This is a genomic window from Streptococcus oralis, from assembly GCF_001579525.1.
Taxonomy (GTDB): domain Bacteria; phylum Bacillota; class Bacilli; order Lactobacillales; family Streptococcaceae; genus Streptococcus; species Streptococcus oralis_M.
In genome coordinates this window covers 1-26,045 of record NZ_KQ970789.1, presented here as the reverse complement: position 1 = coordinate 26,045, position 26,045 = coordinate 1, and the positions used below count along the sequence as shown (strand labels likewise).

Genomic DNA, 26,045 nt, shown 5'->3' with positions numbered 1-26,045 from the left:
ATACCGAAAATTATGGCAATCAATGAGAGCGTTTTTGTACTCTCAAGATTTAAGTAACTGTACAACTTTTGTCGGTGTTTTCCTATATAATACCAAGTTTTTGTACTCTCAAGATTTAAGTAACTGTACAACATTTTCTTAAATGTAAAAAGCAAATTTATAGTTTTTGTACTCTCAAGATTTAAGTAACTGTACAACATCTTAAGAGCCTATCCACTTGGGTAGACTGTTTTTGTACTCTCAAGATTTAAGTAACTGTACAACTAGACAGTTGCCTTACATTGAAAATTATCTGTTTTTGTACTCTCAAGATTTAAGTAACTGTACAACTAGGTATCTTCTGGGTCAAACTCAAAACCCGTTTTTGTACTCTCAAGATTTAAGTAACTGTACAACTTTGAGGGAAAAGGTCATCAATCGAAATTCGTTTTTGTACTCTCAAGATTTAAGTAACTGTACAACTCTATTGTCCGTTGAATGTTTTGAAATTTGGTTTTTGTACTCTCAAGATTTAAGTAACTGTACAACCGTTTTCGGTGTTACCCTGATGTCTAGCCAGTTTTTGTACTCTCAAGATTTAAGTAACTGTACAACCCAAATGGGGCATCAGTCGTGAGCAGTTCAGTTTTTGTACTCTCAAGATTTAAGTAACTGTACAACGCCCTGGCATTTTTCAGATCCTCTGGCTCAGTTTTTGTACTCTCAAGATTTAAGTAACTGTACAACAGAAAATTGCTGAGTATGACAAACTGATAGGTTTTTGTACTCTCAAGATTTAAGTAACTGTACAACTTTTTTCTAGGACTAAAATAGCCGATTTTGTTTTTGTACTCTCAAGATTTAAGTAACTGTACAACCTCGAAGTGCGTCCGCATTTGCGCAGGGCTGTTTTTGTACTCTCAAGATTTAAGTAACTGTACAACAACTGGATAAAATCAAATCCAATTCTTGAAGTTTTTGTACTCTCAAGATTTAAGTAACTGTACAACTTAGGGAAGGTAGATTAAATATGAGCGAAGGTTTTTGTACTCTCAAGATTTAAGTAACTGTACAACCTTTTGTAGCCACAAAATATGGCTTAATCGGTTTTTGTACTCTCAAGATTTAAGTAACTGTACAACGAATCGTTGTGACGAAGGTTATGCGAGTCCGTTTTTGTACTCTCAAGATTTAAGTAACTGTACAACCCACACCTGGAACAGGTAAGCGGTGGGACTGTTTTTGTACTCTCAAGATTTAAGTAACTGTACAACTTTGAACGTACTGACAAGGAAGAAAAAGCAGTTTTTGTACTCTCAAGATTTAAGTAACTGTACAACGCTGAAGCTCGTGAGTTCTTCAATAACATTGTTTTTGTACTCTCAAGATTTAAGTAACTGTACAACTTATTTCGTTTGTTGGCCTATAGTGGCTTAAGTTTTTGTACTCTCAAGATTTAAGTAACTGTACAACACTTTGGTATAGAAACAAAATCAAAGGGACAGGTTTTTGTACTCTCAAGATTTAAGTAACTGTACAACATCGCAAAAAGACTACAAAAAATAAAAAAGGTTTTTGTACTCTCAAGATTTAAGTAACTGTACAACCCTATTCAACCTCTACAGATTGAAGAAATGAGTTTTTGTACTCTCAAGATTTAAGTAACTGTACAACGATGGGAAAGAAGTGGCCTTTAATGCTTCAGTTTTTGTACTCTCAAGATTTAAGTAACTGTACAACGCTTGCCATTCATTCTCCTTTCTTTTATCCGTTTTTGTACTCTCAAGATTTAAGTAACTGTACAACTATGAAATCTTCAACATCGAAAGAGCCGGAGTTTTTGTACTCTCAAGATTTAAGTAACTGTACAACTTGAAGTTACCGAACCTGAAAAAATTAACAGTTTTTGTACTCTCAAGATTTAAGTAACTGTACAACTTATCGAAGATATGTTAGATGAAGTATTTGTTTTTGTACTCTCAAGATTTAAGTAACTGTACAACTAGTTATTCGCTCATCTGTTGAATCGTATGGTTTTTGTACTCTCAAGATTTAAGTAACTGTACAACAATGGCAAGTTTCAGACAGCTGGACGGGTCGTTTTTGTACTCTCAAGATTTAAGTAACTGTACAACAGAAGTTCCAAATTACCCAGCCCAAGCCCCGTTTTTGTACTCTCAAGATTTAAGTAACTGTACAACTTAGGCTCATTGTTCCTCCTTTCTATAATAGTTTTTGTACTCTCAAGATTTAAGTAACTGTACAACCAAGCAAGTTGAGTGATTTAGTAGCATTTCGTTTTTGTACTCTCAAGATTTAAGTAACTGTACAACTGAAAGCCAGAAATTACCAGCAATTAGATAGTTTTTGTACTCTCAAGATTTAAGTAACTGTACAACCCAACAAATGCAGAAGTAATTCAAGAGGCAGTTTTTGTACTCTCAAGATTTAAGTAACTGTACAACTGTGATACTTCCACCGTCCATATCATTAGTGTTTTTGTACTCTCAAGATTTAAGTAACTGTACAACACAGCGGTAATAGATGGGCTCCGACACAATGTTTTTGTACTCTCAAGATTTAAGTAACTGTACAACTCAACGGTATGTATGGAACAGAGCAATAGAGTTTTTGTACTCTCAAGATTTAAGTAACTGTACAACTCAGGAGGCTGCAAGTAATCACGGTCATAGGTTTTTGTACTCTCAAGATTTAAGTAACTGTACAACGATCTGAATTAGATCTAACTCAGTAATCGGAACGGAAACGCCCTCTTTAGTTTCTTAAGAATCAGCTCACCTGTATGGTATAATGTCATATAGTAGCGACCAGAGAGGAAGGGAGCGGAAACGATGCTAGCTATTTGTATTGATTCTATAGATGACAAGACAGGGACCTATAAGTTGTTAAGAAATCATTCATCCTTGCCTTTTTCTTTAATCCAATCTAGAATCAAAGAGCATGACACGGTGATTGAAGTAGACATGTTAGATTTGGATGGATTAAGAAAGTTTAGAGAACTCGTCCATGAGTTGAATGCCATTGGAACCAAGGTTACGATGAGGGATTCGACTGGTATCATCACCTTAGAAATAGTAAATAATCTTATTTCCACTTTTGAAGAAATTGCGGCAGAGAGAGAAGAACTTGATGCTCTGATGTTTGAAGAGGAAGAGTGAGTGCCACGTTTTTCAGTGGATCACTAAGTTAGTTTTTAGTAATAGAAGGAAAACTGATGAATGATAATAGAAATTTATTACGCTTCCTACAGGAGTTGATATACGGTCTTGTAGATCGTATCAGTGAGAAAGAATATCAGGAGTTTGTCCTTGATTCCTTAAAACTTTCAAAACAGGAGCTTGATAAAGAGAGTGATTTTTGCCCAGATCTTTTATATTCTCGACTGGAAAATATGGACGAGCAGGATATCTTGACATTTCAGGTGTTGGATAAGAAAACCAATCCACTAGTATGGAACTGTATCGCTAATTTCTTTGTCCTAGTTTGTCACTATTCATATATTGCTTCGGAAGAAATCTACCTACCACAAACGATTGAAAGTGTCGACGAGGACATACTTGAGGTTCTTTCCTTAAGTTACAAACAAATCCTAGCTGAAAATAGGGAACTTATTTCACAAATAAGTGAGCCAGAAATAGAAGGATATTTAAAGGATGAGCTCGTTAAAAACTATTTTGGTTCACTATTTTTATCTGATGAAAACGAATAGGCCATTCGTTCAAGTATGGATCAGGAGAGAATATGCTTACGAGTTATTTTATGTTGATTTTTGCTGAAGCAATTGCAAACCGTATGGAAACGCAATATACTTCACATATTCGAACCGCCTTGGATGCATGTTGGAGTTTTTTGGAGAGTAGAGATAAAAGGGGAGAGGAACTTTATCGCCTTTTAGATGATGGGACAGACTTTAGTGGAATATTTATCTACATGCAGTTAGATGAAAATGAAGCGAATGGTCTCTTGTGGGACAACATTAGTTATGCAATAGGTGTGACTGCTAAAGAAGCTTTTGAGTTTAAAAATAAGAAAGAGCTTCCTTCTCCCTTAGAGAACATTGAACTAGGTCTACTTGATGTCTTTATTGGAAATTTAAAAGAAATCAGCATGGATCTTTATCATCACGTCGAAACAGTAAAAATTTTCATCAATAGAAATCCATACCCATCAAGAGAATCTGCCCTATAAGAACTAGATAGACTGGGATTATTTAGATGATTTGATTGGATGATTTGGCGAAAATTCAAAAAGAATACCCCAGAAGTTAGAGTCTCATCTCTACTTTTGGGGTGTCGTTTATTTTCTATCCTTAAGTATTTTACAGTACCCACGTACGGATAGCATGGGCTACGCCAGATTCGTCATTTGTTTTGGTGATGTATTTGGCGATTTTTTTGAGTTCAGGATTTCCATTTTCCATAACAACGGGATTTCCAACGACTTCCAGCATGGCGCGGTCATTTTCTTCATCACCGATCGCCATGGTTTCATCTTTGGTCAATCCTAGTTTTTCAGCTAGGTGAGTAATAGCTGAACCCTTGTCTACATTCTTTTTAAGGAGCTCAAGGTAGAAAGGAGCAGATTTGTTGATGGAGAAGCGCTCGTAAAATTCTGCTGGGATCTTTTCAATCGCAGCATTTAGAATCTCTGGTTCATCAATGAACATACATTTGACGATTTCCTTGTCAGCCATTTCTTCAGGAGTGCGGTAGAAGATAGGCATGCTGACGAGAGTTGATTCGTGCACCGTGTACTTTCCGATATTGCGATTGGCAGTATAGATACCGTCCTTGGTAATAGCGTGCATGTGAACACCGAGCTTGCGACTGAGAAATTCCATATCTAGATAATCCTCATAGGTCAAGGATTCGCTGATAATCTCATGACCAGTAGCAGTTTCTTGGACAAGGGCACCGTTGAAGGTCACTACATAGTCACCTTGGTCTCTCAACTGCAAGTCGTCCAGAAGTTTGGCAACACCTGCGATAGGACGACCCGTTGCAATGACGACCTTGACGCCAGCTTGTTTGGCATCTTGGATGGCGGAAAAGACTTCAGGAGTGATTTCCTTTTGACTGTTGACTAGGGTACCATCGATATCGACGGCGATTAGTTTAATACTCATAAATTTCCTCTATTCGTTCTTATTTGGGGTAAAATGATCGTTCTCAATCAAGTGTAAAAATTGCTGGGTAATGCTTGCGAAGATACTGTTTTGGTCCAACATTTCTTTAGGAAAATAGAAACGATTATCTCCGTGGCGACTGCCAGCAAGGGATTGGACGATAGGAGACAGGCTAGAGAGTTCTGCCAGTTGGCCATTTTTCTGTAAAATCTCAATCTGTGTCCGTGGATTTTCAGATTCGGGACGATAGATATCATAAGGGAGGTCAAAGTTCTTATGGATAGCTGTGTAGTAGTCGGGATCAAAGCCAATCTCCTCAACCAATTTTCTCATGGTTGCGAGTTGGTCTTGGTCTTCTTGTGAAAAGGTGATGGATTTAAAGACCTTACGGTTGACAAAACGTTGCGATAAGTCGGCTAGTATCTTGTCAGGACTGGTCATCCAGAGTTGGAAGTAGGTATTCATCACGCCATCATCAAGAGCTAGATAGTCAGATAAGGTCACATTTTTTTCAAAGAAAGGAAGGAGATGTGGAGAAGTTCGTGCAAAGAAGTCCTTGTCCTCAGGATAGAGTTCCTTAGCGCGTTTGAGGAGATTCTGTAGGAGAACTTCCATGGCGCGTGTTGCTGGGTGGAAATAAACCTGCATGTACATCTGGTAGCGACTGAGGACGTAGTCTTCGATGGCGTGCATGCCATTGCGCTGAAAGGCGATACCATTTTCGACAGGACGAATGACACGCAAGATTCGAGTCAGGTCAAATTCTCCATAGGAAGCACCTGTAAAATAGGAGTCGCGCAAGAGATAGTCCATACGGTCTGCATCAATCTGACTAGAAATGAGTTGCACGACCTGCTTGTTAGGATAGGTGTGGTCAATGACACTGGCTACCTTTTCTGGAAAATCTGGGGCAACTTGTAGTAGGACTTGGTGAATCTCTGTCTCAGGACTTTGGATGATCTCCTGAGTAATAGCCTCATGATCTGTATCAAAGAGATTTTCAAAAGTATGGGAGTAGGCACCATGCCCAAGGTCATGTAGGAGAGCAGCTGTCATGGTCAAGAGAGACTCGGCTGGATTCCATTCTTCAGGATATTTTTCTTCAAAAATTTCTGTGATGCGACGGGCAATCTCATAGACTCCTAGACAGTGAGAGAAGCGACTATGCTCTCCACCGTGAAAGGTATAACTGGAAGTTCCCAGTTGCTTGATACGGCGCAAGCGTTGAAATTCTTTTGTATTGATCAAGTCGTAGATGATTTGATTATTAACATGGATGTAGTTGTGAACTGGGTCACGGAATACTTTTTCGTTCATATGACCATTATAGCAAAATCCTGCTCTTTTTGGTAAAATAGTAGGACAAGAGACAAGAAAGAGGACCTGATGTGAAGATTCGGATGCGAAATACGATTCAGTTTGATGAACAGTTGGAAGTGATTGACCAACTCTATGATGTAGAAGTGCATGAAAAGGGAGATTATAGCTACCTTCTTTTTTACAATGAGGAAAAGGAAAAAGTGGTTATTAAATTTCATGGTCAAGAACTGGTGATGAGCCGATTTTCCAATCCCAAGACCATTATGCGCTTTCTAAAAGATAGTGATAGTTTAGCCTATATTCCGACACCTATGGGTATGCAGGAGTTTATCATCCAAACGAACCGTTATGAAGTTGATGGGCAAAAGATTCATTTAGATTATCAACTACAAAATCAAGAGGGACAACCCTTTGCCAGCTATCAATTGGAAATTACTTGGGGATAAGAAAAAGGTTGGCAAATGCCAACCTTATTTGATATAGAGTTCTTGGTTTTTTAGGACAATTTCACGAACATTTGCGAATTTCTTGAGTTTTTTGAGTTCTTCTGGATGGGTTATGAGAGTGATAACATAGCCCTCTTTGCCCATACGGCCAGTACGTCCAGCACGGTGAGTATAGGTTTCGGTATCTCTTGGGACCTCAAAGTTTACGACACATTCTAGGCTATCAATATCAATCCCACGCGCTAAAAGGTCGGTGGCAAGGAGCAGGGTTAGTTGTTTGTCTTTAAATTTTTCTAAGATGACTTTTCGAAATTTAACATTAACATCACTAGCGAGAGAGACAGCCAAGACATCACGATACTGTAGTTTTTCCTCCGCACTTCCAAGATCTGATAAACTATTAAAGAAAACAAGGCCTCGGAAATCGTCGACATGAGCTAGTTTTCGTAGCATATCCACACGATGACGTTGGTCTACCTGCATGTAGAAGTGCTGGATGTTGTCCAGTTTTTGATCAGAGAGGTCAATGGTGCGTGTATTGGGAGCAATCTTCTCTTGGTCAAACTTAGTAGTCGCACTCATGTAGATGAGTTGGTGATTACGAGGTGCGTAGTGAGTGATTTTCTCGACAAAGTGAATCTGAGAATCATCTAGTAACTGGTCAAATTCGTCCAAGATGATAGTGTTGACATTCATCATCTTGATTTTCTTCAGTTTAATCAGCTCAAAGAGACGACCAGGAGTTCCGATTAGGATTTCTGGTCCTTTTTTGAGGCGTTCAATCTGGCGTTTTTGGCTAGATCCTGATAGGAATAGCTGGGCGGTTAGATCGATAGCTTCTGCCCATGTTTTACATACGTCAAAAATCTGTCCAGCCAGTTCTGTATTCGGTACTAGAATCAAGAGTTGTTGGGCTTTTTTCTTTTTTAGTCTGAGAAGACTAGGTAAGAGATAAGCGAGGGTCTTGCCTGTTCCGGTTGGGCTCACTCCTAGGAGGTTTTCTCCAGCAAGAATGGGCTCAAATAGTTGAGTTTGAATGGGGGTAAAATCTTGGAATCCGAGTTGGTCGGTCAGTTGCTGCCATTCAGTGGGGAGTTTGGTTTTCATTTTTCGGCCTCAAATCTAATGCCAGCAGTCTGGCGCATGGTATATAATAGGTCATGAACAGAACCTGCATCATCCAGCCAGTTCTGGTAAAGCGTCTGGTCTGGTTGCTGGATCATCTGTGCGAATGCAGCGACTTCCTCAGTCATCGTATGAGAAGCCTGTTGGATAGGGAGCTGAACTTGATTTCCTTGGTGGTTGGTAAAAATAGCTGAACGGATATGCTCAATCGTGTTGAGGGTCAAGGTTCCATCAGCTGTATAAATCTCGCAAGGAAGATGGGAAGTGATGTTTTTTCCAGCCTTGATATGAACTTGAAAGTCTGGGTAGGAGAGAAGTCCGTCTCCATTTAAGTCAATGCTATTGTCGAGTTGTTGGGCTTGGTAGGTCGCACCCAGTGCCTTTCCAAATAAGCGTACTGCAGCGTAGAGAGGATAAATCCCCAAATCCATGAGAGCACCGCCAGCAAAACGGTCTGAAAAGACATTGGGCATCTGTCCTGCTAGCAAGTCAGGCATCTTGGAAGAATACTTGGCGTAGTTGAAATCTGCCCCTAACACTTGCTTATCTGCTAAAAAGTTTTTGATAGTGGTAAAAGCTTCTTCGTGGTAATTACGAGCCGCTTCAAAGATAAAACAATTATTTTTCTCAGCTGTTTGCCTCAAATCCAGCCATTCATGTGGCTGAGTGACAGCTGGCTTTTCAAGAATGACGTGCTTGCCAAAAGACAAGGCAGCCTTGGCTTGAACAAAATGCAAGGAGTTTGGACTAGCGATATAGACTACATCAAAGGAAGACTTAAAGAAGTCTTCTAATTGATCAAAGAGTTGGATATCTTGATAACGAGAAGCAAAGGTTGCCGCTGTTTCTATCTTTCTAGAGTAGACAGCAACCAGCTGGTATTGGCCACTGGCATGGGCTGCCTCTATGAAGTGATGGCTGATAGCTCCTGTTCCGATCACACCTAGTTTAAGCATAGATACTCCTTTTCCGACTTTAGATCCTTCCTTCATTATAACATATAAAAGAAGGACTATCCAACAGATGTTAAAAATTTTCAAATGGACTACGCTTTTCTCAAAGAAAGTGGTACAATATGAACGAGTATATGAAAATGAAATGGGAGAGAAAATGAGACTATTACCAATAAGGAAACTATCACGTCAGTCCAAAAGGCTAGCGCTTTTTTTGACTTTTTGCGCGGGATATGTGGATGCCTATACCTTTATCGTACGTGGGAATACCTTGGTGGCAGGACAAACTGGAAATGTAGTATTCTTATCTGTTGGAATTATTCAACAAAACCTTGAAGATGCTGAGACAAAAATTTTAACCTTACTTTCCTTTATGTTAGGTATATTTCTATTGACCGTTTATAAAGATAAATTAGGTATTATAAAAAAGCCAGTTTTGTCCTTAGTTCCTCTTGCTCTTTTGTCCTTTATCATTGGATTTGTGCCCTTGACAGTAGATAATATCTATCTAGTTCCTCCTTTGTCCTTTTGTATGGGGTTGGTGACGACTGCCTTTGGTGAAGTTTCAGGAATAGCCTACAATAATGCTTTTATGACAGGAAATATCAAACGAACCATGCTGGCTTTTGGAGACTATATTCGCACCAAGCACACTCCTTTTTTACGTGAGGGGCTAATCTTTGTTAGCTTGCTTACTAGTTTTGTCCTTGGAGTTATCTTTTCAGCTTATTTGACAATTTTCTACCATGAAAAGACGATTCTTGGTATTCCCATCATGATGATCCTCTTTTATTTTGGTATGATTGTACCTTCTGGGAAGAAAAAAGTTACAGAAAAAAGTTAATTTTAGTTGTTATTACTTGTAAGAAAAGAGGAGATATGCTATACTTGAAGAGTTGACTATGCACATTCCTGTGCAACCGCACGAACATCGTTGCTAAGTGGTTCGTCCCACGATGCTAGGCGAGTCTTCACAAAAATACGGGGAAACCCAAAAATCATAGGAGGTGCATAATGAGCACATACGCAATTATCAAAACTGGCGGAAAACAAGTTAAAGTTGAAGTTGGTCAAGCAGTTTACGTTGAAAAATTGAACGTTGAAGCTGGTCAAGAAGTTACATTTAACGAAGTTGTTCTTGTTGGTGGTGAAAACACTGTTGTCGGAACTCCACTTGTTGCTGGAGCTACTGTAGTTGGAACTGTTGAAAAACAAGGAAAACAAAAGAAAGTTGTTACTTACAAGTACAAACCTAAAAAAGGTAGCCACCGTAAACAAGGTCACCGTCAACCATATACAAAAGTTGTCATCAACGCGATCAACGCTTAATTTTAAGGAGAACACATGATACAAGCAGTCTTTGAGAGAGCCGAAGATGGCGAGCTGAGGAGTGCGGAAATTACTGGACACGCCGAAAGTGGCGAATACGGCTTAGATGTCGTGTGTGCATCGGTTTCTACGCTTGCCATTAACTTTGTCAATTCCATTGAGAAATTTGCAGGCTATGAACCAATCTTAGAATTAAACGAAGATGAAGGTGGCTATCTAAAGGTTGAAATACCAGCGGATCTTCCTTCGCACCAGAGAGAAATGACCCAGTTATTCTTCGAATCATTTTTCTTAGGTATGGCAAACTTATCGGAGAACTCATCTGAGTTCGTCCAAACCAGAGTTATCACAGAAAACTAACACGGAGGAAAACATTATGTTAAAAATGACTCTTAACAACTTGCAACTTTTCGCCCACAAAAAAGGTGGAGGTTCTACATCAAACGGACGTGATTCACAAGCGAAACGTCTTGGAGCTAAAGCAGCTGACGGACAAACTGTAACAGGTGGATCAATCCTTTACCGTCAACGTGGTACACATATCTATCCAGGTGTAAACGTTGGACGTGGTGGAGACGATACTTTGTTCGCCAAAGTTGAAGGCGTAGTACGCTTTGAACGTAAAGGACGCGATAAAAAACAAGTTTCTGTTTACCCAATCGCAAAATAAAAAGGTCCAGTGAACCTTTTATCCCGAGCCTTGAAATGAAAAGGCGAGGAAGCTAGAAGTAGCATTAAATAAGGCTTTCCGAGTTTTCGGAGAGCCTATTTTTTTGTTTTGATACCCATTTTGAATTTAATAGAGAATAGTTAGATTTAAACTTGCGATGGGTACTTTTTTCTTTTTTGGAAAAATTCTGAAATATGGTATAATGAACAGATAGAGAAGTTGGGGGGTAAAAGATGAACATTCAACAATTACGCTATGTTGTGGCCATTGCCAATAGTGGTACTTTCCGTGAAGCTGCTGAAAAGATGTATGTTAGTCAGCCGAGTCTGTCTATTTCTGTGCGCGATTTGGAAAAAGAGCTAGGCTTTAAGATTTTTCGTCGGACGAGTTCGGGGACTTTCTTAACCCGTCGTGGTATGGAATTTTATGAGAAAGCGCAGGAGTTAGTTAAAGGCTTTGATGTTTTTCAAAATCAGTATGCCAATCCTGAGGAAGAAAAGGATGAATTTTCTATTGCCAGTCAGCACTATGACTTCTTGCCACCAACCATTACGGCCTTTTCAGAACGTTATCCTGATTATAAGAACTTTCGTATTTTTGAGTCTACTACAGTTCAAATATTAGACGAAGTGGCCCAAGGACACAGTGAGATTGGGATTATCTACCTCAACAATCAAAATAAAAAGGGCATCATGCAACGGGTTGAAAAGCTTGGTTTAGAAGTTATTGAACTAATTCCTTTCCAGACTCACATTTATCTTCGTGAAGGGCATCCTTTAGCACAGAAAGAGGAATTGGTAATGGAGGATCTAGCGGATCTGCCAACGGTTCGGTTTACTCAGGAAAAAGATGAGTATCTATACTATTCAGAGAACTTTGTCGACACCAGCGCGAGCTCGCAGATGTTTAATGTGACCGACCGTGCTACTTTGAATGGTATTTTGGAGCGGACGGATGCTTATGCAACTGGATCTGGGTTTTTAGATAGTGACAGTGTTAATGGCATCACAGTCATTCGTCTCAAGGATAATCTAGATAACCGCATGGTCTATGTCAAACGGGAAGAAGTGGAGCTTAGCCAAGCTGGGACTCTTTTCGTAGAAGTCATGCAAGAATATTTTGATCAAAAGAGGAAATCATGAAAAAAAGAGGAATAGTAGCAGTCATTGTACTGCTTTTGATTGGGTTGGATCAGTTGGTCAAAAATTATGTTGTCCAGCAGATTCCACTAGGTGAAGTTCGTTCGTGGATACCCAATCTCGTTAGCTTGACCTACCTGCAAAATAGAGGAGCAGCTTTCTCCATGTTGCAAGACCAGCAGTGGTTATTTGCTGTTATTACACTGGTCGTCATGGCAGGTGCAATTTGGTATCTCCATAAACACATGGAGGATTCTCTCTGGTTAGTTTTTGGACTGACTTTGATAATAGCGGGAGGTCTGGGCAACTTTATCGACAGAATGAGTCAAGGTTTTGTGGTGGATATGTTTCACCTAGACTTTATCAACTTTGCGATTTTCAATGTTGCTGACAGCTATTTGACAGTTGGTGTCATTGTTTTATTGATTGCAATGCTTAAAGAGGAAGTAAATGGAAATAAAAATTGAAACTGGTGGGCAACGTCTAGACAAGGCTATGTCGGACCTGACAGAATTGTCACGCAGTCTCGCGAATGAACAAATCAAGGCTGGACAAGTTTTGGTTAATGGGCAAGCCAAGAAAGCAAAATACACTGTCCAAGAGGGGGATATCGTCACCTACCATGTGCCAGAACCAGAGGTTTTAGAGTATGTGGCTGAGAATCTTCCACTTGATATCATCTATCAAGATGAGGATGTAGCCGTTGTTAACAAACCTCAAGGCATGGTGGTCCATCCCAGCGCCGGTCATACAAGTGGAACCTTGGTCAATGCCCTCATGTACCATATCAAGGACTTGTCAGGTATCAATGGTGTTCTCCGACCGGGTATCGTTCACCGCATTGACAAGGACACGTCGGGTCTCCTTATGATTGCTAAGAATGACGAGGCACACTTGGCACTTGCCCAAGAACTCAAGGATAAGAAGTCTCTACGTAAATACTGGGCGATTGTTCATGGCAATCTGCCCAATGATCGTGGTGTGATTGAAGCTCCGATTGGTCGTAGTGAAAAAGATCGTAAGAAACAGGCAGTGACTGCTAAAGGGAAGCCAGCAGTGACTCGTTTTCAAGTCTTGGAACGCTTTGGAGATTATAGTTTGCTAGAGTTGCAACTGGAAACAGGGCGTACTCACCAAATCCGTGTTCATATGGCTTATATTGGCCATCCAGTCGCTGGTGATGAAGTCTATGGTCCTCGTAAGACTTTGAAAGGACATGGACAGTTTCTCCATGCTAAGACTCTAGGTTTTACCCATCCGAGAACAGGTGAAACCTTGGAGTTCACAGCAGATATTCCAGAGATTTTTAAAGAAACGCTGGAAAGATTGCGTAAAACTGAGAATAGATAAAAGAGTTGAGATGCCTTGTCTCAACCTTTTTCATTTCAAGTCTTTTCTATTTTAAAGTATTCATGTTATAATGGATAAATATGAAGAATCGGAGTGAGAATATGAAGTACAAACGAATCGTCTTTAAGGTGGGGACTTCCTCCTTGACAAATGAAGATGGGAGTTTATCAAGGAGTAAAGTAAAGGCAATTACCCAGCAATTGGCTATGCTGCATGAGGCTGGTCATGAGTTGATTTTAGTGTCATCTGGGGCAGTAGCCGCTGGATTTGGAGCTTTGGGTTTTAAAAAACGTCCGACCAAGATTGCAGATAAACAAGCTTCGGCTGCAGTTGGTCAGGGACTTTTGTTGGAGGAATATACAACCAACCTCCTCATGCGCCAGATCGTTTCTGCACAAATCTTGCTGACACAGGATGATTTTGTAGATAAACGTCGCTATAAGAACGCCCATCAGGCTTTGTCTGTATTGCTTCATCGTGGTGCAATCCCCATCATCAACGAGAATGACAGTGTCGTTATTGATGAGCTCAAGGTCGGGGACAATGACACTCTGAGTGCCCAGGTAGCGGCGATGGTGCAAGCAGACCTTTTAGTTCTCTTGACCGATGTGGACGGTCTCTATACCGGAAATCCCAACTCAGATCCAACAGCCAAACGTTTGGAGAAAATCGAGACTATCAATCGTGAGATTATTGATATGGCTGGTGGAGCAGGTTCGTCAAACGGTACTGGGGGTATGCTAACAAAAATCAAAGCAGCTACGATCGCAACGGAGTCAGGGGTGCCAGTCTATATTTGCTCCTCCTTGAAATCTGATGCCTTGATTGAGGCAGCTGAAGAAACTAGGGATGGTTCCTTCTTCGTTGCGCAAGAGAAGGGACTTCGTACCCAGAAACAATGGCTGGCCTTCTATGCTCAAAGTCAGGGAACGATTTGGGTAGATGGTGGAGCTGCAGAGGCACTTTCAAAAAACGGGAAAAGTCTCCTTTTATCGGGTGTGGTAGAAGTGGAAGGAAACTTCTCTTACCACGATATTGTAACAGTAGCAGATAAAGAAACAGGTCAATCTCTTGGAAAGGGACGTGTCCAATTTGGTGTCTCAGCCCTAGAAGATATGCTCCGTTCTCAAAAAGCTAAGGGAGTCTTGATTCACCGTGATGACTGGATTTCCATCACTCCTGAAATCCAGCTGCTCTTTACAGAATTTTAGAGGTGAACGATGGTAAGTACACAAGAACAATTTGAACAGGTACAGGCTGTTAAAAAGTCAATCAATACTGCCAGCGAAGCAGTGAAAAACCAAGTCTTGCTAGCTATGGCTGATCATTTATTGGCGGCTACTGAGGAGATTCTAGAGGCCAATGCCCTCGATATGGCAGCGGCCAAGGGGAAAATCTCAGATGTCATGCTAGACCGTCTTTATTTGGATGAGGGACGTATAGAAGCGATGGCAAGAGGGATTCGTGAAGTGGTTGCTTTACCAGATCCTATTGGTGAAGTCCTAGAAACAAGTCAGCTTGAAAATGGCTTGGTTATTACTAAGAAGCGTGTGGCCATGGGGGTTATTGGGATTATCTACGAAAGCCGTCCAAATGTGACGTCTGATGCGGCTGCCTTGGCTCTCAAGAGTGGAAATGCGGTCGTTCTTCGTAGTGGCAAGGATGCCTATCAAACAGCTCATGCTATTGTCACAGCCTTAAAGAAGGGCTTGGAGACGACTACCATTCATCCAGAGGTGATTCAACTGGTGGAAGATACTAGCCGTGAAAGTAGCTATGCCATGATGAAGGCCAAGGGTTATCTAGACCTTCTCATACCTCGTGGAGGCGCTGGTTTGATCAATGCTGTGGTTGAGAATGCCATTGTGCCCGTTATCGAGACAGGAACTGGGATTGTCCATGTCTATGTGGATAAGGATGCAGATGAAGACAAGGCTCTAGCCATCATCAACAATGCTAAAACCAGTCGTCCTTCTGTCTGCAATGCTATGGAAGTTTTGCTGGTTCATGAAGACAAGGCAGCGGATTTCCTTCCTCGCTTGGAGAAAGTTCTGGTTACAAGTCGCAAAGAAGCTGGACTGGAACCAATTCAATTTCGTCTGGATAGCAAAGCAAGTCAGTTTGTTTCAGGTCGAGTAGCCGAGGCCCAAGACTTTGATACCGAGTTTTTAGACTATGTCCTAGCAGTTAAGGTTGTGAGTAGTTTAGAAGAAGCGGTTGCGCATATCGAAGCCCACAGTACCCATCATTCGGATGCCATTGTGACGGAAAATGCTGAAGCTGCGGCTTACTTTACAAATCAAGTAGACTCTGCCGCGGTGTATGTCAATGCCTCAACGCGTTTTACTGATGGTGGGCAATTTGGTCTTGGATGTGAGATGGGCATTTCTACTCAGAAACTGCACGCGCGTGGGCCTATGGGCTTGAAAGAGTTGACCAGCTACAAGTATGTGGTTACTGGTAACGGACAGATAAGGGAGTAAGAGATGAAGATTGGATTTATCGGTTTGGGGAATATGGGAGCTAGCTTGGCTAAGGCTGTTGTGCAGGCCAAGACGGGTGCTCAGATTCTCCTTGCCAATCGCAGTCAAGCAAAAGTAGATGCTTTCATTGCCAACTTTGGTGGTCAGGCTTCCAGCAATGACGAAATCTTCGCAGAAGCAGATGTGATTTTTCTAGGTATTAAGCCTGCTCAGTTCTCAGACTTGCTTTCTCAATACCAGACCATCCTTGAAAAGAGAGAAAGTCTTCTTTTGATTTCCATGGCAGCTGGATTGACTTTGGAAAAACTGTCCAAATTTCTGCCGACTCATCACCGAATCATTCGCATCATGCCCAATACTCCAGTGGCTATCGGCCAAGGAGTGATTAGTTATGCCATGGCAGCAAACTGTCTTGCTGAGGACGGTGAACTCTTTTGTCAATTATTGGGCAAGGCCGGTCTTTTGGTTGAGCTGGGAGATGGCTTAATCGATGCTGCGACAGGGCTTGCTGGTTGTGGTCCTGCCTTTGTCTACCTCTTTATCGAAGCTTTGGCAGATGCGGGTGTTCAGACAGGATTGCCCCGAGAAACGGCCTTGAAAATGGCAGCCCAAACAGTAGTCGGCGCTGGACAAATGGTCCTCGAAAGTCAACAACATCCTGGAGTTTTGAAAGACCAAGTTTGCAGCCCAGGAGGTTCGACTATCGCGGGTGTAGCAAGTCTGGAAGAACATGCCTTTAGAGGTACCGTCATGGACGCAGTTCAGCAAGCCTACAAACGAACACAAGAACTAGGTAAATAAGAGGTTGGATGACTCCCAGCCTCTTTTATGGTCGATTGAATGGAGAAGACACAAAAAGATTGTCACAAAAACCTATTTTTTTGATAGAATAGAAGGTAGAAAAAAAGAAATGAGTTAGACATGTCAAAAGGATTTTTAGTCTCTCTTGAGGGACCAGAGGGAGCAGGAAAGACCAGTGTTTTAGAAGTTCTACTCCCAATTTTAGAGGAAAAAGGAGTAGAGGTGCTGACGACCCGTGAACCTGGCGGAGTCTTGATTGGGGAGAAGATTAGGGAAGTGATTTTGGACCCAAGTCATACGCAGATGGATCCTAAAACGGAACTCCTTCTCTATATTGCCAGTCGTAGACAGCACTTGGTGGAAAAAGTTCTTCCAGCACTTGAAGCTGGCAAGTTGGTCATTATGGACCGCTTCATTGATAGTTCAGTTGCTTATCAGGGATTTGGCCGTGGCTTGGATATTGATTCCATTGATTGGCTTAATCAGTTTGCGACAGATGGCCTTAAACCCGATTTGACCCTCTATTTTGACATTGAGGTGGAAGAAGGACTGGCTCGCATTGCTGCCAATAGTGATCGCGAGGTCAATCGTTTGGACTTGGAAGGCTTGGATTTGCACAAGAAAGTCCGTCAAGGCTACCTTTCTCTTCTGGACAAAGAAGGAAATCGCATGGTCAAGATTGATGCGAGTCTTCCTTTGGAGCAAGTTGTGGAAACGACCAAGGCTGTCTTATTTGACAGAATGGGCTTGGCTAAATGAAACAAGAACAACTAAAAGCTTGGCAGCCAGACCAGTTTGACCGCTTTGTCCGTATCCTAGAACAAGATCAGCTCAATCATGCCTATCTTTTTTCAGGATTCTTTGGAAGCTTGGAAATGGCGCAGTTTTTGGCTAAGAGCCTCTTTTGTACGGATAAAGTAGGCGTTTTACCATGTGAGAAATGCCGAAACTGCAAGCTGATTGAACAGGAAGAATTTCCCGATGTTACTTTAATCAAGCCAGTCAATCAGGTCATCAAGACAGAACGGATTCGGGAATTGGTGGGCCAGTTTTCTCAAGCAGGGATTGAAAGTCAGCAACAGGTTTTTATTATCGAGCAGGCGGAGAAAATGCACCCTAACGCGGCTAATTCTCTGCTCAAGGTCATCGAAGAACCCCAGAGTGAAGTTTACATTTTCTTCTTAACTAGTGATGAGGAAAAAATCTTGCCGACTATCCGTAGTCGGACCCAAATTTTTCACTTTAAAAAGCAAGAAGAAAAGCTCATCCATCAATTAGAGCATGCAGGTCTGGTCAAGAAAAAAGCGACTCTTTTAGCCCAGTTTTGTCAATCACATGCTGAAGCAGAAAAACTGGCAAATCAGGCAAGTTTTTGGACCTTGGTGGAAGAGAGTGAACGCCTGCTGACCTGGTTATTAGCTAAGAAAAAAGAAAGTTATCTGCAAGTTGCTAAATTAGCCAACTTGGCAGATGACAAGGAAAAACAAGATCAGGTTTTGCGAATCCTCGAAGTGCTCTGTGGGCAGGATCTCTTGCAAGCAAGGATGCGACAGATTTTACAAGATTTACTAGAAGCTAGAAAAATGTGGCAGGCTAATGTCAGCTTTCAAAATGCCATGGAATATCTGGTCTTGAAAGAAATATAAACTCATACTCTTCGAAAATCAAATTCAAACCACGTCAACGTCGCCTTGCCGTACTCAAGTACAGCCTGCGGCTAGTTTCCTAGTTTGCTCTTTGATTTTCATTGAGTATTAAAAATGAACGATATAGAAAGGAAAGGGCTGGTTTATGGATAAGAAAGAATTATTTGATGCGCTAGACGATTTTTCCCAACAGTTATTGGTGACCTTGGCCGATGTGGAAGCCATCAAGAAAAATCTCAAGAGCCTGGTAGAGGAAAATACAGCTCTTCGTTTGGAAAATAGTAAGTTGCGCGAACGCTTGGGCGAGGTGGAAGCAGATGCTCCCGTCAAGGCCAAGCATGTTCGTGAAAGCGTCCGACGAATCTATAAAGACGGGTTTCACGTATGTAATGATTTTTATGGGCAACGCCGCGAGCAGGACGAGGAATGTATGTTCTGTGACGAGTTGTTGTACAGGGAGTAGGCATGCAGATTCAAAAAAGTTTTAAGGGGCATTCTCCCTATGGCAAACTTTACCTAGTAGCAACGCCGATTGGCAATCTAGATGACATGACCTTTCGTGCCATCCAGACCTTGAAAGAGGTGGACTGGATTGCTGCGGAGGACACGCGCAATACTGGTCTCTTGCTCAAGCATTTTGACATTTTCACCAAGCAGATCAGTTTTCACGAGCACAATGCCAAGGAAAAAATTCCTGACTTGATTGGTTTTCTGAAATCAGGGCAAAGTATTGCTCAGGTTTCTGATGCGGGTCTGCCAAGCATCTCGGATCCTGGTCACGATTTAGTCAAGGCAGCCATCGAAGAAGAGATTGCAGTTGTCACAGTTCCGGGTGCCTCTGCAGGGATTTCTGCCTTGATTGCCAGTGGTTTAGCGCCACAACCACATATCTTTTACGGTTTCTTACCGAGAAAGTCAGGCCAGCAAAAGCAATTTTTCGACTCAAAAAAAGACTACCCAGAAACTCAGATTTTCTATGAATCCCCCCACCGTGTAGCGGATACGTTAGAAAATATGCTAGCAGTCTACGGCGACCGCTCGGTGGTCTTGGTTAGAGAATTGACCAAAATCTATGAAGAATACCAACGAGGAAAGATCCCTGAATTGCTAGAAAGCATCGCTGAAACGCCACTCAAGGGCGAATGCCTTCTCATCGTTGAAGGTGCCAGTCAGGATGTGGAGAAAAAGGACGAGGAGGACTTGTTTTCAGAAATCCAAACCCGTATCCAGCAAGGCATGAAGAAAAACCAAGCTATTAAGGAAGTCGCGAAACTCTACCAGTGGAACAAAAGCCAGCTCTACGCAGCTTATCATGAATGGGAAGAGAAACAATTCAACGACTAAACAGGGAAGTTTGTCTTCTTCCCTTTTTTTGTTATACTAGTAAAAGAAAAAATTAGAAAGATTTGTGGGAGTGAAAAAGTTCGGGGGACTTTTTCAGCCTGAGCCAAGAAATTCGAGAGCGAAGAAAGTCCTGTGGACATTTTCAGCCTGAGCCAGGAAATTCGAGAGCGAAGAAAGTCCTGTGGACATTTTCAGCCTGAGCCTAGAAACTTGAATGCTAGGTAAGTTCGGTTGGCTTTTTCAATGTAAAGCTTGTTTTCACACTCCCAAAGAGGTATTAGTGTCGTGTCTCAATCTTATATCAATGTTATCGGAGCAGGTTTGGCAGGGTCTGAAGCTGCCTACCAAATTGCAGAACGTGGTATTCCAGTTAAACTTTATGAAATGCGTGGTGTCAAATCAACTCCTCAGCACAAAACAGATAATTTTGCTGAGTTGGTTTGTTCCAATTCCTTACGTGGGGATGCTTTGACCAATGCAGTTGGGCTTCTCAAGGAAGAAATGCGTCGCTTGGGTTCTGTTATCTTGGAATCTGCTGAAGCTACACGTGTTCCTGCGGGCGGTGCCCTTGCGGTGGACCGTGACGGTTTCTCCCAAATGGTGACCGAAAAAGTAGCCAACCACCCCTTGATTGAGGTGGTTCGTGATGAAATTACAGAATTGCCAACGGATGTTATTACAGTTGTCGCTACTGGTCCTTTGACTAGTGATGCCCTAGCTGAGAAGATTCATGCCCTTAATGATGGGGATGGATTCTATTTCTATGACGCGGCGGCGCCGATTATCGATGTCAACACCATTGATATGAACAAGGTCTATCTCAAGTCTCGTTATGACAAGGGAGAGGCGGCCTACCTCAATGCTCCAATGACCAAGCAAGAGTTTATGGATTTTCATGAAGCCTTGGTCAATGCTGAAGAAGCACCGCTGAATTCGTTTGAAAAAGAAAAGTACTTTGAAGGTTGTATGCCTATCGAAGTCATGGCCAAGCGTGGCATTAAAACCATGCTTTATGGTCCGATGAAGCCAGTCGGTTTGGAGTATCCAGACGATTATACAGGCCCTCGTGACGGGGAGTTCAAAACACCGTATGCAGTTGTCCAGCTTCGTCAGGACAATGCGGCTGGTAGCCTCTACAATATCGTCGGTTTCCAGACCCACCTCAAATGGGGAGAGCAAAAGCGTGTCTTCCAAATGATTCCAGGTCTTGAAAATGCGGAGTTTGTTCGTTATGGGGTCATGCACCGCAATTCTTACATGGATTCACCAAATCTTCTCGAGCAAACCTATCGTTCTAAGAAACAGCCCAACCTCTTCTTTGCTGGTCAAATGACGGGTGTGGAAGGCTATGTTGAGTCAGCAGCTTCAGGATTAGTTGCAGGTATTAACGCGGCTCGACTCTTCAAGGGTGAAAGTGAAGCTATCTTCCCAGAGACCACAGCGATCGGAAGTCTAGCTCATTACATCACTCACGCTGATAGCAAACATTTCCAACCAATGAATGTCAATTTTGGGATTATCAAGGAGTTGGAAGGCGAGCGTATACGTGATAAGAAGGCTCGTTATGAAAAAATTGCAGAGCGTGCCCTTAGCGACTTAGAGGAATTTTTAACGATCTAATTTTTTTGAAAGAATTGCTCATGGCACTATAAAAATCTTAGAAATTGTGATAAAATAGGTAGGATAAAAAAAGGAGAGTAAAAATGGCGAATCCCAAGTATAAACGTATTTTAATCAAGTTATCAGGTGAAGCCCTTGCCGGTGAACGTGGCGTAGGGATTGATATCCAAACAGTTCAAACAATCGCAAAAGAGATTCAAGAAGTTCATAGCTTAGGTATCGAAATTGCCCTTGTTATTGGTGGAGGAAATCTCTGGCGTGGAGAACCTGCTGCAGAAGCAGGAATGGACCGCGTTCAGGCAGATTACACTGGAATGCTTGGGACCGTGATGAATGCTCTTGTGATGGCAGACTCATTGCAGCAAGTTGGTGTCGATACGCGTGTGCAAACAGCCATTGCCATGCAACAAGTGGCTGAGCCTTACGTACGTGGACGTGCCCTTCGCCACCTTGAAAAAGGCCGTATCGTTATCTTTGGTGCTGGAATTGGTTCACCTTACTTCTCAACAGATACAACAGCAGCCCTTCGTGCAGCTGAAATCGAAGCAGATGCCATTCTTATGGCGAAAAATGGCGTAGACGGTGTTTACAATGCCGATCCTAAGAAAGACAAGACGGCCGTTAAGTTTGAAGAATTGACTCACCGTGACGTGATCAATAAAGGTCTTCGTATCATGGATTCAACAGCTTCAACCCTCTCTATGGACAACGACATTGACTTGGTTGTCTTTAACATGAACCAACCAGGCAACATCAAACGTGTCGTATTTGGTGAAAATATCGGAACAACAGTTTCAAACAATATCGAAGAAAAGGAATAAGAAAATTATGGCTAACGCAATTGTAGAAAAAGCTAAAGAGAGAATGACCCAGTCTCACCAATCACTTGCTCGTGAATTTGGTGGTATCCGCGCCGGTCGTGCCAACGCAAGCTTACTAGACCGTATCCACGTAGAATACTATGGAGTCGAAACTCCTCTTAACCAAATCGCTTCAATTACCATTCCAGAAGCGCGTGTCTTGTTGGTAACACCATTTGACAAGTCTTCATTGAAAGACATCGAACGTGCCTTGAACGCTTCTGATCTTGGTATTACACCAGCTAATGACGGTTCTGTGATTCGCTTGGTTATCCCAGCTCTTACAGAAGAGACTCGTCGTGACCTTGCCAAAGAAGTGAAGAAGGTTGGTGAAAATGCTAAAGTAGCTGTCCGCAATATCCGCCGCGACGCTATGGACGAAGCTAAAAAGCAAGAAAAAGCAAAAGAAATCACTGAAGACGAATTGAAGACTCTTGAAAAAGATATTCAAAAAGTAACAGACGACGCTGTGAAACACATCGACGACATGACTGCCAATAAAGAAAAAGAAATCTTGGAAGTCTAAAAATAAACAGAAAAACTCAGTTGGCATTGCTGGCTGAGTTTTATTCGAAAGAAGGAAATATGAATACAAATCTTGCAAGTTTTATCGTTGGACTCATCATCGATGAAAATGACCGTTTTTACTTTGTGCAAAAGGATGGTCAGACTTACGCCCTTGCCAAGGAAGAAGGCCAACATACAGTAGGGGATACGGTCAAAGGTTTTGCCTACACGGATATGAAGCAAAAGCTCCGTCTGACAACCATAGAAGTGACTGCCACTCAGGATCAATTTGGCTGGGGAACCGTAACAGAAGTTCGAAAGGACTTGGGTGTCTTTGTCGATACCGGTCTACCTGATAAGGAAATCGTAGTGTCACTCGATATCCTCCCTGAGCTCAAGGAACTCTGGCCTAAGAAAGGTGATAAACTTTACATCCGTCTTGAAGTGGACAAGAAAGACCGAATCTGGGGACTTTTGGCGTATCAGGAAGACTTCCAACGTCTGGCTCGTCCTGCTTACAACAACATGCAGAACCAAAACTGGCCAGCCATTGTTTACCGTCTCAAGCTGTCAGGAACTTTTGTATACCTACCAGAGAATAACATGCTTGGTTTCATTCACCCAAGTGAGCGCTACGCAGAGCCACGTTTGGGGCAAGTGCTAGATGCGCGTGTCATCGGTTTCCGTGAGGTGGATCGTACCTTGAACCTCTCCCTCAAACCACGTTCTTTTGAAATGTTGGAAAATGATGCCCAGATGATTTTGACCTACTTGGAAAGCAATGGCGGTTTCATGACCTTAAATGATAAGTCATCTCCTGAGGACATCAAGGCAACCTTTGGCATCTCAAAAGGTCAGTTCAAGAAAGCGCTCGGTGGCTTGATGAAGGCTGGTAAAATCAAGCAAGACCAGTTTGGTACAGAGATGATTTAGGCCTTATAGACATGATAAAGAAACTTGAAGAAATGAGTTTAGAGGAACTCTGGCAACTTTTTCCTATTTTTTTAGTAGAGCCCAAGTCAGAGTGGAAAGACTGGTATGAATCGGAAAAAACAAGTCTGAAAAAAATATTGGGTGCAAATGTTATTAAAAGAATAGAACATATCGGTAGCACTGCTATCCCTAATATTTGGGCCAAAAATATCGTTGATATTCTGTTAGAAGTAGGTAAAATAGAGGATTTAGCAAGAGTTAGGGATTTATTGGTGAAGAATGGGTGGCTAGTGATGTCGGAGAGTCCTAACAGGATTTCGCTAAATAAAGGATATACAGAGCAGGGATTTGCTGAGAAAGTTTTTCATTTACATTTGCGAATGACGGGAGATCATGACGAGATTTATTTTAGAGATTATCTCTGCCAGCATCCAGATATTGCCCAAGCGTATCAGGAATTAAAACTAAGTTTGTGGAAAAAATTTGAACACAACCGAGACGCCTATACAGATGCGAAAACGGATTTTATAAACCACTACGTATCAAAGGCTAAGTCCAGTAATTTTCAAGAATCAGAAAAGTGTCATTAAAAAACTCTTGATAGGAGAAAGAATTGAGAAAATCATTTTACACTTGGCTCATGACCGAGCGCAATCCTAAAAGTAATAGCCCCAAAGCCATTTTGGCAGATCTCGCTTTTGAGGAGTCAGCTTTTCCAAAACACACGGATGATTTTGATGAGGTGAGTCGCTTTTTGGAGGAGCATGCCAGCTTCTCTTTTAACCTAGGAGACTTTGACGCCATCTGGCAAGAATACTTAGAACACTAGAGACAATGAGATGAGGCTAGTATTTTATTGTTCTCTTTGCTATAATAAAAAGAAATAAACGGATTAGAGAGGTTCTTTATTTGAAGGAACATTCAATAGACATTCAACTAAGTCACCCAGATGACTTGTTCCATCTTTTTGGTTCCAATGAGCGCCATCTTCGTTTGATGGAAGAAGAGCTCGATGTGGTGATTCATGCCCGTACGGAGATTGTCCAGGTTATCGGAGAAGAGACTGCCTGTGAAGAAGCCCGTCAGGTTATCCAGGCTTTGATGGTCTTGGTGAATCGGGGGATGACAGTTGGGACGCCAGATGTGGTGACTGCGATTAGCATGGTCAAAAACGATGAAATTGACAAGTTTGTCGCCCTTTACGAAGAAGAAATTATCAAAGACAATACTGGGAAGCCCATCCGTGTCAAAACCTTGGGTCAAAAACTTTATGTGGACAGTGTCAAACAGCATGATGTGACCTTTGGAATCGGACCTGCAGGGACAGGGAAGACCTTTCTTGCAGTGACTTTGGCAGTAACTGCCCTTAAACGTGGGCAAGTCAAGCGGATTATCCTCACTCGTCCAGCAGTGGAAGCTGGCGAGAGTCTAGGATTTCTTCCAGGTGATCTCAAGGAGAAGGTGGATCCTTACCTTCGACCAGTTTATGATGCCTTGTATCAGATTCTCGGCAAAGATCAGACGACCCGTCTCATGGAGCGTGAAATTATCGAAATCGCGCCCCTTGCCTACATGCGTGGGCGGACCTTGGATGATGCCTTTGTCATTCTCGATGAGGCACAGAATACGACCATCATGCAGATGAAGATGTTCTTGACTCGTTTAGGATTTAATTCCAAGATGATTGTCAATGGAGATATCAGCCAGATTGACCTACCGCGTAATGTCAAGTCCGGTTTGATTGATGCCCAAGAAAAGCTCAAGAACATTCACCAAATCGACTTTGTTCATTTTTCAGCCAAGGATGTGGTTCGTCATCCAGTTGTTGCTCAAATCATACGAGCTTATGAACCAGCTCCAGTTAAGGTTGAAGAAAAGAACCAAGAGACAGAATAGCAAAAAAGAGCAGTTCAGATGCGAACTGCTTTTAAGTTGCCCTGTATAAAAAGTTGTATGGCTAATTTATTATAGACAGAATAATGATGATTTTAATCTGAAGTTGGTAAAAATCTAGAAATATTAGTGCTGAAACCACCACATTTAAGTTAACTTATTATAAATTTTATTTTTTCTTAATTTTCTTAGCAATTAATAGGAAAAATTACGATAAATTTTATTGAAATAAAGATTTCAAAATGATAAAATGATATTTGGGTTAGAGTGGGCTTATGTCCAAAATTTGAAAGTACCTAACTCGCTTTCACATCTTAATAGAAAGGAGATATTATGAAAAAAGACAAGTGGTGGCTTCCATTTTTAGCAGTAGGAGTCATCATAGCTTTAGCGGTGGGGTTACTTTATTACACCAGACCCACTAAGGATGGAGATATAGGGACGTCTTCAGTTTCGCAATCGACTTCAAGTGATGAGAACAATTCTGCTTTGAGTTTAAAA

The 26,045-nt window shown here is 41.8% G+C and carries 29 protein-coding genes, 1 pseudogene, 1 CRISPR repeat array and 1 other annotated feature; of the genes and pseudogenes, 25 read left to right on the top strand and 5 right to left on the bottom strand.

Going from position 1 to position 26,045, the window contains the following annotated elements; all coding sequences use genetic code 11:
- Positions 1-30: 30 nt before the first annotated feature.
- Positions 31-2,708: direct repeats of the CRISPR family, unit length 36 nt; unit sequence GTTTTTGTACTCTCAAGATTTAAGTAACTGTACAAC.
- A 123-nt stretch (positions 2,709-2,831) separates the two neighbouring features.
- From SORDD25_RS03670 to SORDD25_RS03660, 3 genes are read left to right on the top strand one after another with little or no spacing between them, the layout of a single operon-like run.
- Complete coding sequence (locus SORDD25_RS03670) at positions 2,832-3,158, top strand: hypothetical protein (protein WP_061852674.1); 327 nt, start codon at positions 2,832-2,834, stop codon at positions 3,156-3,158.
- Between the two features lie 56 nt (positions 3,159-3,214).
- Complete coding sequence (locus SORDD25_RS03665; RefSeq protein ID WP_061852673.1) at positions 3,215-3,709, top strand: Imm6 family immunity protein; 495 nt, start codon at positions 3,215-3,217, stop codon at positions 3,707-3,709.
- Positions 3,710-3,741: 32 nt separating this feature from the next.
- A complete protein-coding gene (locus tag SORDD25_RS03660; RefSeq protein ID WP_061852672.1) occupies positions 3,742-4,188 on the top strand; it encodes an Imm6 family immunity protein in 447 nt (148 codons plus the stop codon).
- Between the two features lie 130 nt (positions 4,189-4,318).
- Here SORDD25_RS03660 and yidA read toward each other — a convergent pair whose 3' ends face one another.
- Positions 4,319-5,125, bottom strand: a complete 807-nt coding sequence (gene yidA / locus SORDD25_RS03655) for a sugar-phosphatase (RefSeq protein WP_061852671.1) — start codon at positions 5,123-5,125, stop codon at positions 4,319-4,321.
- Between the two features lie 9 nt (positions 5,126-5,134).
- Positions 5,135-6,442: an HD domain-containing protein gene (locus SORDD25_RS03650; RefSeq protein WP_061852670.1), complete on the bottom strand. Its 1,308-nt coding sequence runs from the start codon at positions 6,440-6,442 to the stop codon at positions 5,135-5,137.
- 71 nt (positions 6,443-6,513) lie between these two features.
- Here SORDD25_RS03650 and SORDD25_RS03645 point away from each other — a divergent pair, with 71 nt between their 5' ends.
- Complete coding sequence (locus SORDD25_RS03645) at positions 6,514-6,891, top strand: YwiB family protein (protein ID WP_081103642.1); 378 nt, start codon at positions 6,514-6,516, stop codon at positions 6,889-6,891.
- Between the two features lie 24 nt (positions 6,892-6,915).
- On the opposite strand, the gene SORDD25_RS03640 is transcribed toward SORDD25_RS03645, so the two are convergent.
- Complete coding sequence (locus tag SORDD25_RS03640; RefSeq protein WP_061852668.1) at positions 6,916-7,998, bottom strand: DEAD/DEAH box helicase; 1,083 nt, start codon at positions 7,996-7,998, stop codon at positions 6,916-6,918.
- The gene (locus SORDD25_RS03635; protein WP_061852667.1) at positions 7,995-8,972 is read right to left on the bottom strand and encodes a Gfo/Idh/MocA family protein; all 978 of its coding nucleotides are present in this window, start codon (positions 8,970-8,972) and stop codon (positions 7,995-7,997) included. The genes SORDD25_RS03640 and SORDD25_RS03635 overlap by 4 nt, the downstream gene beginning before the upstream one ends.
- A gap of 154 nt (positions 8,973-9,126) precedes the next feature.
- Here SORDD25_RS03635 and SORDD25_RS03630 point away from each other — a divergent pair, with 154 nt between their 5' ends.
- The 4 genes from SORDD25_RS03630 to rpmA all read left to right on the top strand — a co-directional run bounded on the left by SORDD25_RS03630 (position 9,127) and on the right by rpmA (position 10,968).
- Positions 9,127-9,813 (top strand): YoaK family protein, encoded by a 687-nt coding sequence (locus SORDD25_RS03630; protein ID WP_061852971.1) that lies wholly within the window; start codon positions 9,127-9,129, stop codon positions 9,811-9,813.
- 64 nt (positions 9,814-9,877) lie between these two features.
- Positions 9,878-9,950, top strand: a sequence feature (ribosomal protein L21 leader region).
- Between the two features lie 33 nt (positions 9,951-9,983).
- On the top strand, positions 9,984-10,298 hold the full coding sequence (gene rplU, locus SORDD25_RS03625; protein ID WP_000109141.1) for a 50S ribosomal protein L21: 315 nt from the start codon (positions 9,984-9,986) through the stop codon (positions 10,296-10,298).
- Between the two features lie 15 nt (positions 10,299-10,313).
- Positions 10,314-10,658 carry a ribosomal-processing cysteine protease Prp gene (locus SORDD25_RS03620; protein WP_000613705.1) on the top strand — a complete coding sequence of 115 codons (345 nt, stop codon included), beginning with the start codon at positions 10,314-10,316 and terminating at the stop codon, positions 10,656-10,658.
- A 16-nt stretch (positions 10,659-10,674) separates the two neighbouring features.
- Entirely contained in the window at positions 10,675-10,968 is a 294-nt protein-coding gene (rpmA, locus tag SORDD25_RS03615; RefSeq protein WP_000916509.1) for a 50S ribosomal protein L27, read from the top strand.
- Between the two features lie 165 nt (positions 10,969-11,133).
- On the opposite strand, the pseudogene SORDD25_RS09530 reads toward rpmA, so the two are convergent.
- A pseudogene (locus tag SORDD25_RS09530) lies at positions 11,134-11,209 on the bottom strand (AraC family transcriptional regulator); the annotation flags it as partial.
- On the opposite strand from SORDD25_RS09530, the gene SORDD25_RS03610 reads away from it, so the two are divergent.
- The 17 genes from SORDD25_RS03610 (at position 11,202) to SORDD25_RS03530 (ending at position 25,547) form a co-directional block, all read left to right on the top strand.
- Complete coding sequence (locus tag SORDD25_RS03610) at positions 11,202-12,110, top strand: LysR family transcriptional regulator (RefSeq protein ID WP_001025717.1); 909 nt, start codon at positions 11,202-11,204, stop codon at positions 12,108-12,110. The pseudogene SORDD25_RS09530 and the gene SORDD25_RS03610 sit on opposite strands and share 8 nt — an antisense overlap.
- A complete protein-coding gene (gene lspA, locus SORDD25_RS03605) occupies positions 12,107-12,574 on the top strand; it encodes a signal peptidase II (RefSeq protein ID WP_061852666.1) in 468 nt (155 codons plus the stop codon). Before SORDD25_RS03610 ends, lspA begins: the two co-directional genes overlap by 4 nt.
- Complete coding sequence (locus SORDD25_RS03600; RefSeq protein ID WP_061852665.1) at positions 12,558-13,457, top strand: RluA family pseudouridine synthase; 900 nt, start codon at positions 12,558-12,560, stop codon at positions 13,455-13,457. Before lspA ends, SORDD25_RS03600 begins: the two co-directional genes overlap by 17 nt.
- Before the next feature lie 101 nt (positions 13,458-13,558).
- Positions 13,559-14,668: a glutamate 5-kinase gene (gene proB, locus SORDD25_RS03595; RefSeq protein ID WP_049485319.1), complete on the top strand. Its 1,110-nt coding sequence runs from the start codon at positions 13,559-13,561 to the stop codon at positions 14,666-14,668.
- Between the two features lie 9 nt (positions 14,669-14,677).
- On the top strand, positions 14,678-15,940 hold the full coding sequence (locus tag SORDD25_RS03590) for a glutamate-5-semialdehyde dehydrogenase (RefSeq protein ID WP_061852664.1): 1,263 nt from the start codon (positions 14,678-14,680) through the stop codon (positions 15,938-15,940).
- Positions 15,941-15,943: 3 nt separating this feature from the next.
- A complete protein-coding gene (gene proC / locus SORDD25_RS03585; RefSeq protein WP_061852663.1) occupies positions 15,944-16,741 on the top strand; it encodes a pyrroline-5-carboxylate reductase in 798 nt (265 codons plus the stop codon).
- Positions 16,742-16,861: 120 nt separating this feature from the next.
- Positions 16,862-17,500, top strand: a complete 639-nt coding sequence (tmk, locus tag SORDD25_RS03580; RefSeq protein WP_061852662.1) for a dTMP kinase — start codon at positions 16,862-16,864, stop codon at positions 17,498-17,500.
- Positions 17,497-18,387 carry a DNA polymerase III subunit delta' gene (locus tag SORDD25_RS03575; protein ID WP_061852661.1) on the top strand — a complete coding sequence of 297 codons (891 nt, stop codon included), beginning with the start codon at positions 17,497-17,499 and terminating at the stop codon, positions 18,385-18,387. Before tmk ends, SORDD25_RS03575 begins: the two co-directional genes overlap by 4 nt.
- Positions 18,388-18,532: 145 nt before the next feature.
- Entirely contained in the window at positions 18,533-18,850 is a 318-nt protein-coding gene (gene yabA / locus SORDD25_RS03570) for a DNA replication initiation control protein YabA (protein WP_000358227.1), read from the top strand.
- 2 nt (positions 18,851-18,852) lie between these two features.
- Entirely contained in the window at positions 18,853-19,731 is an 879-nt protein-coding gene (gene rsmI, locus SORDD25_RS03565) for a 16S rRNA (cytidine(1402)-2'-O)-methyltransferase (RefSeq protein ID WP_061852660.1), read from the top strand.
- Positions 19,732-20,016: 285 nt separating this feature from the next.
- Positions 20,017-21,351, top strand: coding sequence for a methylenetetrahydrofolate--tRNA-(uracil(54)-C(5))-methyltransferase (FADH(2)-oxidizing) TrmFO (trmFO, locus tag SORDD25_RS03560; protein ID WP_061852659.1), 1,335 nt, complete (start codon positions 20,017-20,019; stop codon positions 21,349-21,351).
- 83 nt (positions 21,352-21,434) lie between these two features.
- Positions 21,435-22,172, top strand: coding sequence for a UMP kinase (gene pyrH, locus SORDD25_RS03555; RefSeq protein WP_000002996.1), 738 nt, complete (start codon positions 21,435-21,437; stop codon positions 22,170-22,172).
- A gap of 7 nt (positions 22,173-22,179) precedes the next feature.
- Positions 22,180-22,737 carry a ribosome recycling factor gene (gene frr / locus SORDD25_RS03550; protein WP_001262235.1) on the top strand — a complete coding sequence of 186 codons (558 nt, stop codon included), beginning with the start codon at positions 22,180-22,182 and terminating at the stop codon, positions 22,735-22,737.
- A 59-nt stretch (positions 22,738-22,796) separates the two neighbouring features.
- Complete coding sequence (gene cvfB, locus SORDD25_RS03545; protein WP_061852658.1) at positions 22,797-23,651, top strand: RNA-binding virulence regulatory protein CvfB; 855 nt, start codon at positions 22,797-22,799, stop codon at positions 23,649-23,651.
- Between the two features lie 11 nt (positions 23,652-23,662).
- Complete coding sequence (locus SORDD25_RS03540; protein ID WP_061852657.1) at positions 23,663-24,241, top strand: GrpB family protein; 579 nt, start codon at positions 23,663-23,665, stop codon at positions 24,239-24,241.
- Positions 24,242-24,264: 23 nt separating this feature from the next.
- Entirely contained in the window at positions 24,265-24,480 is a 216-nt protein-coding gene (locus SORDD25_RS03535; RefSeq protein WP_001232084.1) for a YozE family protein, read from the top strand.
- 80 nt (positions 24,481-24,560) lie between these two features.
- Positions 24,561-25,547: a PhoH family protein gene (locus tag SORDD25_RS03530; protein ID WP_049505691.1), complete on the top strand. Its 987-nt coding sequence runs from the start codon at positions 24,561-24,563 to the stop codon at positions 25,545-25,547.
- Positions 25,548-26,045 lie beyond the last annotated feature (498 nt).

What these genes read in the sequence shown, in the direction of transcription:
- yabA (WP_000358227.1), top strand. Translation starts at nt 18,533, where the DNA reads ATGGATAAGAAAGAATTATTTGATGCGCTAGACGATTTTTCCCAACAG.
- tmk (WP_061852662.1), top strand. Translation starts at nt 16,862, where the DNA reads ATGTCAAAAGGATTTTTAGTCTCTCTTGAGGGACCAGAGGGAGCAGGA.
- SORDD25_RS03590 (WP_061852664.1), top strand. Translation starts at nt 14,678, where the DNA reads ATGGTAAGTACACAAGAACAATTTGAACAGGTACAGGCTGTTAAAAAG.
- SORDD25_RS03660 (WP_061852672.1), top strand. Translation starts at nt 3,742, where the DNA reads ATGCTTACGAGTTATTTTATGTTGATTTTTGCTGAAGCAATTGCAAAC.
- rpmA (WP_000916509.1), top strand. Translation starts at nt 10,675, where the DNA reads ATGTTAAAAATGACTCTTAACAACTTGCAACTTTTCGCCCACAAAAAA.
- SORDD25_RS03610 (WP_001025717.1), top strand. Translation starts at nt 11,202, where the DNA reads ATGAACATTCAACAATTACGCTATGTTGTGGCCATTGCCAATAGTGGT.
- proC (WP_061852663.1), top strand. Translation starts at nt 15,944, where the DNA reads ATGAAGATTGGATTTATCGGTTTGGGGAATATGGGAGCTAGCTTGGCT.
- yidA (WP_061852671.1), bottom strand. Translation starts at nt 5,125, where the DNA reads ATGAGTATTAAACTAATCGCCGTCGATATCGATGGTACCCTAGTCAAC.
- pyrH (WP_000002996.1), top strand. Translation starts at nt 21,435, where the DNA reads ATGGCGAATCCCAAGTATAAACGTATTTTAATCAAGTTATCAGGTGAA.
- lspA (WP_061852666.1), top strand. Translation starts at nt 12,107, where the DNA reads ATGAAAAAAAGAGGAATAGTAGCAGTCATTGTACTGCTTTTGATTGGG.
- SORDD25_RS03630 (WP_061852971.1), top strand. Translation starts at nt 9,127, where the DNA reads ATGAGACTATTACCAATAAGGAAACTATCACGTCAGTCCAAAAGGCTA.
- SORDD25_RS03600 (WP_061852665.1), top strand. Translation starts at nt 12,558, where the DNA reads ATGGAAATAAAAATTGAAACTGGTGGGCAACGTCTAGACAAGGCTATG.
- SORDD25_RS03670 (WP_061852674.1), top strand. Translation starts at nt 2,832, where the DNA reads ATGCTAGCTATTTGTATTGATTCTATAGATGACAAGACAGGGACCTAT.
- frr (WP_001262235.1), top strand. Translation starts at nt 22,180, where the DNA reads ATGGCTAACGCAATTGTAGAAAAAGCTAAAGAGAGAATGACCCAGTCT.
- SORDD25_RS03540 (WP_061852657.1), top strand. Translation starts at nt 23,663, where the DNA reads ATGATAAAGAAACTTGAAGAAATGAGTTTAGAGGAACTCTGGCAACTT.
- SORDD25_RS03640 (WP_061852668.1), bottom strand. Translation starts at nt 7,998, where the DNA reads ATGAAAACCAAACTCCCCACTGAATGGCAGCAACTGACCGACCAACTC.
- proB (WP_049485319.1), top strand. Translation starts at nt 13,559, where the DNA reads ATGAAGTACAAACGAATCGTCTTTAAGGTGGGGACTTCCTCCTTGACA.
- cvfB (WP_061852658.1), top strand. Translation starts at nt 22,797, where the DNA reads ATGAATACAAATCTTGCAAGTTTTATCGTTGGACTCATCATCGATGAA.
- rsmI (WP_061852660.1), top strand. Translation starts at nt 18,853, where the DNA reads ATGCAGATTCAAAAAAGTTTTAAGGGGCATTCTCCCTATGGCAAACTT.
- SORDD25_RS03575 (WP_061852661.1), top strand. Translation starts at nt 17,497, where the DNA reads ATGAAACAAGAACAACTAAAAGCTTGGCAGCCAGACCAGTTTGACCGC.
- SORDD25_RS03650 (WP_061852670.1), bottom strand. Translation starts at nt 6,442, where the DNA reads ATGAACGAAAAAGTATTCCGTGACCCAGTTCACAACTACATCCATGTT.
- SORDD25_RS03665 (WP_061852673.1), top strand. Translation starts at nt 3,215, where the DNA reads ATGAATGATAATAGAAATTTATTACGCTTCCTACAGGAGTTGATATAC.
- SORDD25_RS03635 (WP_061852667.1), bottom strand. Translation starts at nt 8,972, where the DNA reads ATGCTTAAACTAGGTGTGATCGGAACAGGAGCTATCAGCCATCACTTC.
- SORDD25_RS03620 (WP_000613705.1), top strand. Translation starts at nt 10,314, where the DNA reads ATGATACAAGCAGTCTTTGAGAGAGCCGAAGATGGCGAGCTGAGGAGT.
- rplU (WP_000109141.1), top strand. Translation starts at nt 9,984, where the DNA reads ATGAGCACATACGCAATTATCAAAACTGGCGGAAAACAAGTTAAAGTT.